The organism is Bradyrhizobium sp. PUT101 (assembly GCF_052043945.1).
Classification (GTDB): domain Bacteria; phylum Pseudomonadota; class Alphaproteobacteria; order Rhizobiales; family Xanthobacteraceae; genus Bradyrhizobium.
The window spans coordinates 5766361-5779702 of sequence record NZ_CP197207.1 but is presented as its reverse complement, the minus strand read 5'-3'; the positions used below and the strand labels follow the sequence as shown (position 1 = coordinate 5779702).

Below are 13342 nucleotides of genomic sequence, written 5' to 3'. Positions count from 1 at the left end.
CACTTACCGCCGCGGCGCAGAGACCCGGGTCGGCTCGGCGCTGGCGAGCTCGGCGAGCTTGGCGCGCGCGGCTTCTCGCGCCCCGCCGTTCCTGCCGGCGGGCAGCGCCAGCGCGGCCTCGAAATCGGCGCGGGCATCGTCGGCCTGGCCGCGGGCGAGGAACGCGAGGCCGCGATCGAGACGGGCCTGCGCATCGGTGGGGTCGAGGCGGACCGCCGTGTTGTAGCTCAGGATGGCGCGATCGAGATCGCCCATGGCGGCGAGCGCAAGACCACGCTGGTGATAGGGCGCGGCGAGCTTGGGATTATGCGCGATCGCCTCGTCATAATCCGCAATGGCACCCTCGAGCTCGCCGTTCTGCCGGCGCGCCAGCGCCCGCTCGCGATAGAGCGAGGCGCGGTTGGGATTGAGATGGATGGCCTCGTCGAAATCGGCGAGCGCCCGCCTGAAGTCGCCGTGACGCAGCGCGATCCGTCCGCGCCCCTCATAGGCGAAAGCGATCAGCGAGCCGCGGAGCGGCGAGAAGCCGATCACGGCCGAGCAGATGTCGGGATCATCCTCGTCGCCGCAATTGACGACCATGTGCGTGGACAGGCCGACGAGCACGCAAAGAACGATCAGCAAGGGTATGGCAGCTCTGGTCATCTTCGACGGTGGCCGGCAGCGGGCCGGCCACGCATCCCCTTTCGAAGGAATGGTTACGTCGAAGTGTTAACACCGGCCGGGAAGACCCTATGTGCGCCAGGTCACAAAGCCGCAAATCCTCACCGGTTCCGTTAGCCCCAGGGACCGCGGGAAGGACCGCGGGAAGAACCACGTGACTGGCCCCAGGGACCGCGCGGCGGGTGGTTCTCGTTGGCGCCGACCGACGGCGCCGCCTGCCCGCCTAGCTCGGACGCGAGCTGTTGGAGGGCAGCGACACGGTTCTGGGTCGAGGGGTGAGTGGTGAACAGATTGTCCACGCCGTGGCCCGACAGCGGATTGATGATGAACATGTGCGCGGTCGCGGGATTCCGCTCGGCCTCGTAGTTCGGCACCTGATGCGCGGCGCCCTCGATCTTCACCAGCGCCGAGGCCAGCCACATCGGCTGCCCGACGATGCGCGCGCCGAGATTGTCGGCGGCATATTCGCGGGTGCGGCTGATCGCCATCTGCACCAGCATGGCGCCGAGCGGAGCGAGGATCATCATCAGGATCGAGCCGACGATGCCCAGACCATTGTTGTTGTCGCGATTGCCGCCGAAGAACATGCCGAACTGGGCCAGCATGGAGATCGCGCCCGCGATGGTCGCCGTGATGGTCATCAGAAGCGTGTCGTGATGCTTGATGTGCGCGAGCTCGTGCGCGATCACGCCGGCGAGCTCTTCGCGGCTGAGCTGGTTCATCAGGCCGGTGGTGACGGCAACTGCGGCGTTCTCCGGGTTGCGGCCGGTCGCGAACGCATTGGGCTGCAGCTCGTCCATCACGAACACCCGCGGCATCGGCAAGCCAGCACGGCCCGCAAGCTCGGCGACGAGCCCGACCAGCTCCGGGGCGGTCGAACGATCGACCTCATGGGCGCCGTACATCGAGAGCACCATGCGGTCGGAGTTCCAGTAGGTGAAGAGATTGGTCGCGGCGGCAATCACGAGCGCGATCATGGCGCCGGAGGCACCGCCGATCAGATAGCCGACGCCCATAAACAGGGCGGTCAGGCCTGCGAGCAGCATTGCGGTACGAAAATAGTTCATGGCCGTCTCTCCAGGCCGGCCGCGGTCGCTGGAAGCGCCTGCAGACCGGCAAACATCAGGTAGGGATGACCCCGGCCGGGATGCAAGGTTTCCGGGTGCGTCGCGGAGCCGCGGCACTGGTTTGAGCGCCATCATTCCATTAAACTCCGTCAAGAATCGCAGCCTCTCCTCCCCCAGCGGAAACCTCATGCTCCTGACCCGATTTGCGATCGCGGCCACCGCTCTACTCGCGCTCTCCACTCCCGCCTCCGCCCAGTTCGCGCCGCCGCCCGCCAGGCCTGCCGCACCCAAAGCCACCGCCCCCTCGCCGCGCGCGGCCTCGTGCCACAATGGTGCGAGCTTCGATCGTTTCCTGGCCGACGTGAAGCAACAGGCGGTGGCCGCCGGCGTATCGCAGCGGACGATCGCAGAGGCCTCGCCGTATCTCGTCTACGATCAGGGCATCGTCAATCGCGACCGCGGCCAGCGCGTGTTCGGCCAGCTCTTCACTGAGTTCGCCGGCCGCATGGCCGCGCCCTATCGCATGCAGAACGGACAGCAACATATCAAGCGATACGCCGCGGCCTTTGCACGCGCCGAAAAGGAATATGGCGTGCCGCCCGCCGTGATTGCCGCATTCTGGGGCCTCGAGAGCGACTTCGGTGCCAACATGGGCAATCTGCCGACGCTGAAATCGCTGGTGTCGCTCGCCTATGACTGCCGCCGCTCCGAGATGTTCGTGGGCGAGACCATCGCCGCGCTGAAGATCATCGACCGCGGCGATCTGCATCCCGACGAGATGATCGGCTCCTGGGCCGGCGAGCTCGGGCAGACGCAATTCCTGCCCGTGCACTACGTGAACTATGCGGTCGATTATGACGGCGACGGACGGCGCGACCTGCTGCGCTCGCCGGCCGACGTGATCGGCTCGACCGCGAACTACATCGCCACGGGATTGAAGTGGCGGCGCGGCGAGCCCTGGCTGGAAGAAATCAAGGTGCCGCCGAACCTGCCGTGGGACAAGACCGATCTCACGACGCGCGAGCCGCGCTCGACATGGGCGCAGCTGGGCGTCACCTATCCCGACGGACGTCCGCTGCCGAATGACAATCTTGCGGCATCCGTGCTGCTGCCGATGGGACGCCATGGTCCCGCCTTCCTGGCCTATCCGAATTTCGCGGCCTACACCGAGTGGAATAACTCGCTGATCTATTCGACCACGGCGGGCTATCTCGCCTCGCGCATTGCCGGTGCCGCGCCGATGCGCAAGCCGTCGGCGCCGGTCGCGCAATTGCCGTTCAACGAGCTCAAGGAATTGCAGCAGCTCCTGGTGCGTGCCGGCTTCAATGTCGGCAAGGTTGACGGCGTGCTGGGCCAGCAGAGCCGCGCTGCGGTGAAGGCGATGCAGATCAAGTACGGCCTGCCGGCCGATTCCTGGCCGACGGCCGAGCTGGTCGCCCGCATGCGCGGCGGCTCGGCGCAGGCACAGCCCCAGGCGACGATCCGCTAAACCCTCCTCCGTCATGCCCCGGCTCGACCGGGGCATCCAGTACGCCGCGGCCTATCGATTCAACCAAAACTGTCTCGGCGTACTGGATCGCCCGGTCAAGCCGGGCGATGACAGCGAGGATGACGCCGTAGAATTTTCGTATCGGACAAGCCGCGCTCTGCGATTGTATTTTTCCATGAGGCTCCCATGTGAGTGGCTCAGGTTTTCTCCTGAGATTTCCCACCATTGAAGCGAGCATCACATGTCCTTCCACGACGCCGTCGTCCCCGCCTATTTGCAAATGCTGAACAGCGTGACTGGGCTGCTCACCAAAGCTGAGGCGCATTGCGCGGCGAGAAAGATCGATCCCGGCGTCCTGCTCGGCTCGCGCCTGTTCCCGGACATGTTGCCGTTGTCGAGGCAAGTTCAGCTCGTCTGCGATTTCGCTGCCAAAGGCTGTGCGCGGCTTGCTCACAGCGAAGTGCCCTCGACGCCCGATACCGAGACCAGTTTCGCGGAATTGAAGCAGCGGCTGGCGAAGACGATCGACTACGTCAAGTCGTTCAAGCCCGAGCAGTTCGAAGGCGCCGATGCGAGGGACGTCACCTTCCCGGCCGGCCCCGACAAATCCATCACCATGAAAGGCCAGCAATTCCTGAGCTCGTTCTCGCTGCCGAACTTCTATTTCCACGCCGCGACCGCCCACGGCATCCTGCGCCACAACGGCGTCGAGATCGGCAAGCGCGACTTCCTCGGCGCAAACTGATTGCGAAATCGCACGGCTGCGGCAGCGGAAATCCGCTGCCGCAGCCGAAGTTGCACATGAATTATGCTACGGCAGCCCCGCCGCGCAGCTCACCTGCACTTTCCGAATGGCTCTTCCCTTGCGCCTGATGCCGCGATGCACAAGTGTTCGGGACCTCTCACCGCCCGGAAGCATTTCCCATGAGCCGTTCGACTAAATTGTTCGAGACCTACAAGCTCGGCCCCATCACGCTGGCCAATCGCCTGGTGATGGCGCCGCTGACGCGCAACCGCGCAACGCCCGGCACGTTCGTTCCGAGTCCGCTGGCGGCCGACTATTACGGCCAGCGTGCCTCCGCAGGGCTCCTGATCACCGAAGCGAGCCAGATCTCGCAGCAGGGTCAGGGCTACCAGGACACGCCCGGCATCTACAGCAAGGACCAGGTCGCCGGCTGGCGCAAGGTCACCGATCGCGTGCATGAGCGCGGCGGCAAGATCTTCATCCAGCTCTGGCATGTCGGCCGCATCTCGCATGTCGACCTCCAGGCGAATGGCGCTGCCCCGGTCGCGCCGAGCGCGATCCGCGCCAAGGGCAAGACCTTCGTCAACGGCACCTTCGCCGACGTCTCCGAGCCGCGCGCGCTCGAACTCTCCGAAATTCCCGGGATTATCGACGACTTCAAGCGTGCGACGAAGAACGCGCTGGAAGCCGGCTTCGACGGCGTCGAAATCCACGGCGCCAACGGCTATCTGCTCGACCAGTTCGCGCGGGACGGCGCCAACAAGCGCACCGATGCCTATGGCGGCTCCATCGAGAACCGCGCCAGGCTGATGCTGGAAGTCGCCAAGGCCGTCGCCGCAGAGGCCGGCGGCGATCGCACCGGCATCCGTATCTCGCCGGTGACGCCGGCCAACGACCTCTCCGACAGCAACCCGCAACCGCTGTTCGATCACATCGTCGACGGGCTCAGCGCGCTCAATCTGGTCTATCTCCATGTCGTCGAGGGTGCCACCGGCGGGCCGCGCGACATTGCACCGTTCGACTATGCGTCCCTGCGCAAGCGCTTCTCCGGCGCCTACGTCGCCAACAACGGCTATGATTTCGACCTCGCGACCAAGGTGCTGGACGCGAACGCGGCCGATCTCATCGCCTTCGGCAAGCCGTTCATCTCCAACCCCGACCTGGTCGAACGCCTGAAGCGGGGCGCTCCGCTGAACGACTGGGACAAGACCACGTTCTACGGCGGCGGGGCGAAGGGCTATACGGATTATCCGACGCTGGCGGCCGAGCCGGCGGAGTGAGGGACCATCCACCCACGACGCTGTCATGTTCCGCAAAGGCGCGGCATCCAGTACGCCGCGGCCCCTCGATTCAATCATGACCGCCTCTGGAATACTGGATTGCCCGCCCCTGTGCGCAATTGCGCACTAGGCGGGCAATGACACCGGGTGTGTGGGACGCGCGTCCCACAAGCTCGTCACCACAAGCACAAAAGAAAAAGGCCGGGATCGCTCCCGGCCTTTCGTGTTTGTGACTCTCTAAGCGCTGCTTATTTCGCCTCCGCGCGCTTGGGCGGGCTCGCCGGCCACGACTTGATCAGCGTGTCGTAGTCGACCGTCTCACCCTTCGGCTTCTCGTTGGCGAGCTTGCGCTGGGGCGCGACGGTGCCGTCCTTTTCCGCCTTGGCGAACCAGTACTCCGGCTTCTCCTTCTTGTGGAGCTTCGGACCGCAGGCGCCCTGCACGCCGGACTTCTCCAGGCGCTCCATTACGGAGTCCTGAGCGGCGGCCAGCGCATCCATCGCCTGCTGCGGCGTCTTCGCACCGGACGAAGCGTCGCCGATGTTCTGCCACCAGAGCTGCGCGAGCTTCGGATAGTCGGGCACGTTGTTGCCGGTCGGGGTCCACTGCACGCGCGCGGGCGAGCGGTAGAACTCGATCAGGCCGCCGAGCTTCGGCGCACGCTCGGTGAACGACTTGTCCCAGATGTCGGATTCACGGACGAAGGTGAGACCGACATGGCTCTTCTTCAAGCTCACCGACTTGGAGACGATGAACTGGAGATAGAGCCAGGCCGCCTTGCGGCGATCCGGCGGGGTCGACTTCAGCAGCGTGAGCGAACCCGCGTCCTGGTAGCCGAGCTTCATACCTTCCTTCCAGTAGGCGCCGTGCGGCGAGGGAGCCATGCGCCATTTCGGCGTACCGTCCGCGTTCATCACGGCGATGCCCGGCTTCACCATGTCGGCGGTGAAGGCGGTGTACCAGAACATCTGCTGGGCGATGTTGCCCTGCGCCGGCACGGGACCGGACTCGGAGAAGGTCATGCCCTGGGCCTGCGGAGGCGCGTACTTCTTCATCCACTCGAGATATTTGGTGATCGAGTAGACCGCCGCCGGTCCGTTGGTGTCGCCACCACGCTCGACGGAAGAGCCAACCGGACGGCAGCCCTCCATGCGGATGCCCCATTCGTCGACCGGCAGACCGTTCGGAATGCCCTTGTCGCCGTTGCCGGCCATCGACAGCCAGGCGTCGGTGAAGCGCCAGCCGAGCGAGGGGTCTTTCTTGCCATAGTCCATATGGCCGTAGACCTTGACGCCGTTGATCTCCTTGACGTCGTTGGTGAAGAACTCGGCGATGTCCTCATAGGCAGACCAGTTCACGGGCACGCCGAGCTCGTAGCCGTACTTGGCCTTGAACTTGGCCTTGAAGTCGGGATTGGTGAACCAGTCGTAGCGGAACCAGTAGAGGTTGGCGAACTGCTGGTCGGGCAGCTGATAGAGCTTGCCATCCGGCCCGGTGCCGAACGACTTGCCGATGAAGTCGTTGACGTCGAGCATGGGGTCGGTGACGTCCTTGCCCTCGCCGGTCATGTAGTCCGACAGCGCGATGGTCTGGCCGTAGCGGAAGTGGGTGCCGATCAGGTCGGAGTCGTTGATCCAGCCGTCATAGACGTTCTTGCCGGACTGCATCTGGGTCTGCAGCTTCTCCACGACGTCACCTTCCTGGATGAGGTCGTGCTTGAGCTTGATGCCGGTGAGTTCGGAGAACGCCTTGGCCAGCGTCTGCGCCTCGTATTCGTGAGTCGTGATGGTCTCGGAGACGACGTTGATCTCCATGCCCTTGAAGGGCTCGGCGGCCTTGGCGAACCACTCCAGCTCCTTTTTCTGGTCCTCCTTCGACAGCGTCGAAGGCTGGAATTCCGCGATCCATTTCTGGATCACGGCCTCGTCGGCAGCGCGCACCGGCGCCGACATGGCGAGCGACACCGCAAGAAGCGCGGCGGTGCTGGACATGGTCAAAAAGCGATTCTTGGTCAATGGACCTTTCCTTCTCCTAAACTGTCGCATGTTGTTCCTCCGTTGCAGCGACAAACTTTTATACAGGCCCGGGTTGGCCCCCGGATCTGGCCGTCCCTTCGCGAGTTTCAGACCGTGCGGAAGATGAGCGCGGCCGTGACCAGCGAAATTCCACTTGCGAGCCACAGGCTCGAAATCTCGAAACCCTCCTCGCCGACCGGCAGCGTGGCGATGGGGTCGGTGCCGACGAGACCGATCCACACGAGGTGGATAACGGCGGCCGCGATCAGCGAGATGAACAGGCGATCGCCGCGCGTGGTCGGGATGCGCAGCACGCCGACGCGCTCGGCCTCGGGATAGACCGCGGCGAGCCAGGTCATTACGGCCAGGGTGCAGGCGAGCGCGACGAAGAAGATCGCGGTCGGCAGCGTCCAGGCCATCCATGCGATAGACTCCATGGCTCTTACTCCTTGCGCATGATCTGTTCCGAAAACCGGCTTCCACTTTTCAGGATCATGCGCGTTACACCCGGCCGAGCGCGAAACCGCGCGCGATATAGTTGCGGACGAACCAGATCACCAGCGCGCCCGGAATGATGGTGAGCACGCCGGCGGCAGCGAGCAGGCCCCAATCCATGCCGGCGGCCGACACGGTGCGCGTCATGATCGCGGCGATCGGCTTGGCCGACACCGAGGTCAGCGTGCGCGCGAGCAACAGCTCGACCCAGGAGAACATGAAGCAGAAGAAGGCGGCGACGCCGATGCCGCTCGCGATCAGCGGCACCAGGATCTTGATGAAGAAGCGCGGGAAGGAATAGCCGTCGAGGAAGGCGGTCTCGTCGATCTCGCGCGGCACGCCGGAGACGAAGCCTTCCAGGATCCACACCGCGAGCGGCACGTTGAAGATGCAATGCGCCAGCGCGACCGCCCAGGGCGTATCGAACAGGCCGATCGCCGAATAGAGGTTGAAGAAGGGCAGCGCATAGACCGCGGCCGGCGCCATGCGGTTCGACAGCAGCCAGAAGAACAGGTGCTTGTCGCCGAGGAAGCGGTAGCGCGAGAACGCGTAGGCCGCCGGCAGCGCCACCGAGATCGAGATGATGGTGTTGAGGACGACGTATTCGAGCGAGTTGATGTAGCCGGAATACCAGCTCTCGTCGGTGAAGATGCGCTTGTAGTGCTGGAGCGTCGGCGTGTGCGGCCACAGCGTCATCGTCGAGACGATCTCGCTGTTGGTCTTGAAGCTCATGTTGACGAGCCAATAGATCGGCAGCAGCAGGAAGACCAGGAACAGCCCCATGATGAGGCGGCGGCCGGGAATCGAATGCATCACGCGGCTCCTTCCTTCACGGCTCGTTCGGTGCCGGCATTGGTCATGACAGTATAGAAGATCCAGCAGACGATCAGGATGATCAGATTGTAGACCAGCGACAGCGCCGCGGCCTTGCCGAGGTCGAACTGGCCGAGCGCGATCTTGACGAGTTCGATCGATACGAAGGTGGTGGAATTGCCGGGTCCGCCGCCGGTGACGACGAACGGTTCGGTGTAGATCATGAAGCTGTCCATGAAGCGCAACAGCACCGCAATCAGCAGCACGCGGTTCATCTTCGGCAGCTGGATCGCCTTGAACACGGCCCAGCGCGAGGCGCCGTCGATCTGCGCGGCCTGGTAATAGGCCTCGGGAATCGACTTCAGGCCGGCGTAGCAGAGCAGCGCAACGAGGCTGGTCCAGTGCCAGACGTCCATCACAATGACGGTGACCCAGGCGTCGACGTCGTTGGAGACGTAATTGTAGTCGAAGCCCATCGCGTTGAGGACATAGCCGAGCAGGCCGATGTCCGGGCGGCCGAAGATCTGCCAGATCGTGCCAACCACGTTCCATGGAATCAGCAGCGGCAGCGCAAGAATCACGAGACAGGCCGCGACCGTCCAGCCCTCGCGCGGCATCGACAGCGCGACGACGATGCCGAGCGGCACCTCGATGGCGAGGATCACCAGCGAGAAGAACAGATTGCGGCCGAGGGAGGCGAGGAAGCGACCGCCGAGATCGGTCGAGGGATCGAGCAGCTCCTTGAACCAGCCGACGCCGTTCCAGAAGAACTGGTTGTTGCCGAACGTGTCCTGCATCGAATAGTTCACCACCGTCATCAGCGGCAGCACCGCCGAGAAGGCGACGACCAGGAACACCGGCAGCACCAGGAACCAGGCTTTTTGGTTGACGGTCTTGTCCATCAGGCGGCTCCCTCCACCAGAAGGCTGTCGGCATAGACGTGAACGTGCGACGGATCGAATTTCAGGCCGGCGGTGCCGTCCGCGCTTGTGAAGCCCGCCGGCGCGCGCGCGGCCAGCTTCGCGTCGCCGACGCGCACGCGCGCGAAGCGGATGCGGCCGAGATCGTCGATGCGCTCGATCTTCGCGGTGAGCAGGCCGGGCGCGGGCGCAACGACCTCGACGAATTCGGGACGGACGCCGATCTCGATCGTCGCTCCCGCAGGCAGATTGTCGTAGGCGCGATTGAGCGCGATGACGTGGCCGCCAACCCTGGCCTCGCGTCCTCGCACCTCCGCCGGCAGGATGTTCATGCCGGGCGAGCCGATGAAATAGCCGACGAAAGTATGCGCCGGCTTGTCGAACAGTTCGGCCGGCGTGCCGCTCTGCACCACGCGGCCGTCATGCATGACGACGACGGTGTCTGCAAAGGTCAGCGCCTCGGTCTGGTCGTGGGTGACGTAAATCATCGTGAGATCGAGCTCGCGGTGCAGCGCCTTCAGCTTGGAGCGGAGCTGCCATTTCAGCTCGGGATCGATCACCGTCAGCGGCTCGTCGAACAGCACGGCGGCGACGTCGGAGCGGACCAGGCCGCGGCCGAGCGAGATCTTCTGCTTGGCATCGGCCGTGAGCCGCGTCGCCTTGCGGTTCAGGTAGGGCTCGAGGTCGAGCAGGCGGCCGATCTCGGCGACGCGCCTGTCGATCTCGGCCTTCGGTACGCCGCGATTTTTCAGCGGAAACGCCAGGTTCTGCCCCACCGTCATGGTGTCGTAGATCACCGGAAACTGGAACACCTGGGCGATGTTGCGCTTCTGGGTCGACAACGGAGTGATGTCCTTGCCGTCGAACAGGATCTTCCCCCGCGACGGCGTGATGATGCCGGAAATGACGTTGAGCAGCGTGGTCTTGCCGCAGCCGCTCGGCCCGAGCAGCGCATAGGCGCCGCCCTGACGCCAGGTCATGGTGACGGGTTTCAGCGCAAAGCTCTCCGGCGCGGCATCGTTGCCGCCGTAGGAGTGCGCGAGATCGACGAGGTCAATGCGGGCCATTGCGCATCTCCCTCAAGAGCTTTTTCTGTTTAACGCGTTTTCCTCACGCGAACCGCTACGCGCTTCGCTTGAAAACGCTATGCCGGGTGCCGCGACGAGGCGATCCGCCGCGTCGAACACGAAGACATCATTCGGATCGAGCACGGCGTCGAGCGTCTGGCCCGGCTCGAACTCGTGCACGCCGTGCAGCACCGCCACCCAGTTCGATCCGTCGCGGGTCAGATGCACGAAACTCTCCGAACCGGTGATCTCGGTCACCGTGACCGTGGCATGGAAGGCATGGCGGTCGGCCTCGCCATTGGCGAGCGCGAGCTGATGCGCGCGAAAGCCGACGCGATAGATGCCGTCAGCCAGCGACGAATAGAGCCCCGTGGCCGGTGACGCGGTGCCGCCTGCATATTGCACGGAGCCATTCTTCTTCTCGATGCCGACGAGGTTGAGTGGCGGATCTGAAAAGACCTGCGCAACGCGCAAGGTCTGCGGCCGGCGGTAGACGTTGGCGGTCTCGCCCATCTGCAGCGCCTGGCCCTCCCACATGCACACCGTGTTGCCGCCGAGCAGCAGCGCCTCGGTCGGCTCGGTGGTGGCATAGACGAAGATCGCGCCCGAAGCCTCGAAGATGCGCGGCAGCTCGGCGCGCAGCTCCTCGCGCAGCTTGTAGTCGAGATTGGCGAGCGGCTCGTCGAGCAGCACGAGATCGGCGCCCTTGACCAGCGCGCGTGCGATCGCGGTGCGCTGCTGCTGGCCGCCGGAGAGCTGGAGCGGCGTGCGCTTCAGGAACGGCTCGAGCCGCAGCAGCTTTGCCGCTTCCGCCACGCGCGCCTCGATCTCGTCGCGCGGCTTGCCCTGCACGCGCAGGGGCGAGGCGATGTTCTCGTAGACCGTCAGCGAGGGGTAGTTGATGAACTGCTGATAGACCATCGCGACCGAGCGCTTGCGCACGTCGGTGCCGGTGACGTCCTTACCGTTGACCAGGACCTTGCCCGTGGTCGGCTTGTCGAGGCCAGCGAGCAATCGCATGATCGAAGTCTTGCCCGACAGCGTCGGCCCGAGCAGCACGTTGAGCGTGCCGCTCTCGAGCGTCAACGAGACGTCGCGGATGTGCTCGACACCGTCGACGGTCCGGGTCACGTGATCGAGTGTCACGGTCATGAGCGTCCTCCCGCTTCCAGCAGGGGACTTTGCGGCACGGCGTGGGTCCTGATCCAGTCGTCGAGTGCCGCAATCTCGTCGTCAGATAGTCGCAGGCCGAGCTTGGAACGGCGCCAGACGACGTCCTCCGCTGTGACGGCCCACTCATTGGCCATGAGGTAGCGGACCTCGCGCTCGGTCAGGGTGGCGCCGAAGGCCTGGCCGAGATCGGCCGCCGATTTCGCATCGCCGAGCAGCTTGATCGCCCGCGTGCCATAGGCGCGCGCGAGCCGCCTTGCATGCTCATGGCTGAGGAAGGGATAGCCGCGCTGGAGCTCGGCGATCAGACCGTCGATGTCGGACACATCCATGTCGCCGCCGGGCAGCGGCCATTTGCCGGTCCAGCCCTCGCGCGCTTTCGCGCTGCGGAGATAGGGCGCAAGGCGTTCCAGGGCCTCTTCGGCGAGCCTCCGATAGGTCGTGATCTTGCCGCCATAGATCGACAGCAGCGGCACGCCACCGGGCGTGTCGAGCTCGAACACGTAGTCGCGCGTCGCGGCCTTGGCTTCGCTGGCGCCGTCGTCGTAGAGCGGACGCACGCCGGAATAGGTCCAGACCACCTCATCCGGCGTGACCGGCTTGGCGAGATATTCGCTCGCCGCGGCGCACAGATACTGGATCTCCTCGGCCGTCGCCTTCACCTTGGCAGGATCGCCGTCATAATCGCGATCGGTGGTGCCGATCAGTGTGAAATCGTCCTGGTACGGGATGACGAAAATGATGCGGCCGTCGGCATTCTGGAACATGTAGGCGCGGTCGTGATCGTAGAGTTTCTTCACGACGATATGTGAGCCCTGCACCAGGCGGACTTTCGCCTTCGCATTGACGCCGGCGCCGCGACCGAGCACGTCCTCGACCCAGGGACCGCCGGCATTGACCAGCGCACGCGCCTGGACCTGCGAGCGCTCGCCGGTCAGCGTATTGACCATGCTGACGGTCCAGAGGCCGCCGGCCTGGCGAATCTCGGTGGCGCGGGTGCGGGTGCGGATCTCGGCGCCCTTGTCGGCGGCATCGCGCGCGTTGAGCACGACGAGGCGGGCGTCGTCGACGAAACAGTCGGAATATTCGAACGCGCGGGCATAGCGATTCGGGATCAGCGGCTTGCCGACCTCGTCGCGCCGCAGATCGACCGAGCGGGTCGCCGGCAAGAGGTGGCGGCCGCCGATGTGGTCATAGAGGAAGAGGCCCAGGCGCAGCAGCCAGGCGGGACGCAGGCCGGCATGGTGCGGCAGGACGAAACGCAGGGGGCGGATGATGTGGGGCGCGATGCCCCAGAGGATCTCGCGCTCGATCAGCGCCTCGCGGACCAGGCGAAACTCATAATATTCGAGATAGCGCAGGCCGCCATGCACCAGCTTGGTCGACCAGGACGACGTCCCGCTCGCCAGATCGTTCATTTCGCACAGGAAAACCGTGTTGCCGCGGCCCACCGCGTCGCGCGCGATGCCGCAGCCGTTAACACCGCCTCCGATAATGGCGAGATCGAAAATACGCTCCAACAGACGCATCCCCCGGCGACCGCCCGTTCGTCGAGCGGCTACTTTCGCTTTTCATTAGATCATACCGAAAAACGAAAGCAAGATGAAAGAGAGGCGAA

The 13342-nt window shown here is 64.7% G+C and carries 12 protein-coding genes; 3 read left to right on the top strand and 9 right to left on the bottom strand.

Annotated features, from left to right (window positions below; all coding sequences use genetic code 11):
- Positions 1-3: 3 nt before the first annotated feature.
- Both ACSHT2_RS27715 and htpX read right to left on the bottom strand, forming a co-directional pair.
- A complete protein-coding gene (locus ACSHT2_RS27715; RefSeq protein ID WP_440637835.1) occupies positions 4-645 on the bottom strand; it encodes a tetratricopeptide repeat protein in 642 nt (213 codons plus the stop codon).
- Between the two features lie 131 nt (positions 646-776).
- The gene (gene htpX, locus ACSHT2_RS27710; RefSeq protein WP_440637834.1) at positions 777-1730 is read right to left on the bottom strand and encodes a zinc metalloprotease HtpX; all 954 of its coding nucleotides are present in this window, start codon (positions 1728-1730) and stop codon (positions 777-779) included.
- 187 nt (positions 1731-1917) lie between these two features.
- Here htpX and ACSHT2_RS27705 point away from each other — a divergent pair, with 187 nt between their 5' ends.
- From ACSHT2_RS27705 to ACSHT2_RS27695, 3 genes are all read left to right on the top strand, one after another.
- Positions 1918-3219 (top strand): lytic murein transglycosylase, encoded by a 1302-nt coding sequence (locus ACSHT2_RS27705; protein WP_440637833.1) that lies wholly within the window; start codon positions 1918-1920, stop codon positions 3217-3219.
- 241 nt (positions 3220-3460) lie between these two features.
- The gene (locus ACSHT2_RS27700) at positions 3461-3964 is read left to right on the top strand and encodes a DUF1993 domain-containing protein (protein ID WP_319330184.1); all 504 of its coding nucleotides are present in this window, start codon (positions 3461-3463) and stop codon (positions 3962-3964) included.
- A gap of 179 nt (positions 3965-4143) precedes the next feature.
- Complete coding sequence (locus tag ACSHT2_RS27695; RefSeq protein WP_440637832.1) at positions 4144-5244, top strand: alkene reductase; 1101 nt, start codon at positions 4144-4146, stop codon at positions 5242-5244.
- 248 nt (positions 5245-5492) lie between these two features.
- Here ACSHT2_RS27695 and ACSHT2_RS27690 read toward each other — a convergent pair whose 3' ends face one another.
- The 7 genes from ACSHT2_RS27690 to glpD form a co-directional block, all read right to left on the bottom strand.
- Entirely contained in the window at positions 5493-7235 is a 1743-nt protein-coding gene (locus ACSHT2_RS27690; RefSeq protein ID WP_440642947.1) for an ABC transporter substrate-binding protein, read from the bottom strand.
- A gap of 131 nt (positions 7236-7366) precedes the next feature.
- The gene (locus ACSHT2_RS27685; protein ID WP_124163319.1) at positions 7367-7696 is read right to left on the bottom strand and encodes a DUF2160 domain-containing protein; all 330 of its coding nucleotides are present in this window, start codon (positions 7694-7696) and stop codon (positions 7367-7369) included.
- A 64-nt stretch (positions 7697-7760) separates the two neighbouring features.
- Complete coding sequence (locus ACSHT2_RS27680) at positions 7761-8567, bottom strand: carbohydrate ABC transporter permease (protein WP_027575556.1); 807 nt, start codon at positions 8565-8567, stop codon at positions 7761-7763.
- Positions 8567-9469: a carbohydrate ABC transporter permease gene (locus ACSHT2_RS27675; RefSeq protein ID WP_319330189.1), complete on the bottom strand. Its 903-nt coding sequence runs from the start codon at positions 9467-9469 to the stop codon at positions 8567-8569. The genes ACSHT2_RS27680 and ACSHT2_RS27675 overlap by 1 nt, the downstream gene beginning before the upstream one ends.
- A complete protein-coding gene (locus ACSHT2_RS27670; protein ID WP_440637831.1) occupies positions 9469-10554 on the bottom strand; it encodes an ABC transporter ATP-binding protein in 1086 nt (361 codons plus the stop codon). Before ACSHT2_RS27670 ends, ACSHT2_RS27675 begins: the two co-directional genes overlap by 1 nt.
- Positions 10555-10566: 12 nt before the next feature.
- Entirely contained in the window at positions 10567-11706 is a 1140-nt protein-coding gene (locus tag ACSHT2_RS27665; RefSeq protein ID WP_440637830.1) for an ABC transporter ATP-binding protein, read from the bottom strand.
- A complete protein-coding gene (gene glpD / locus ACSHT2_RS27660; RefSeq protein WP_440637828.1) occupies positions 11703-13253 on the bottom strand; it encodes a glycerol-3-phosphate dehydrogenase in 1551 nt (516 codons plus the stop codon). The genes ACSHT2_RS27665 and glpD overlap by 4 nt, the downstream gene beginning before the upstream one ends.
- Positions 13254-13342 lie beyond the last annotated feature (89 nt).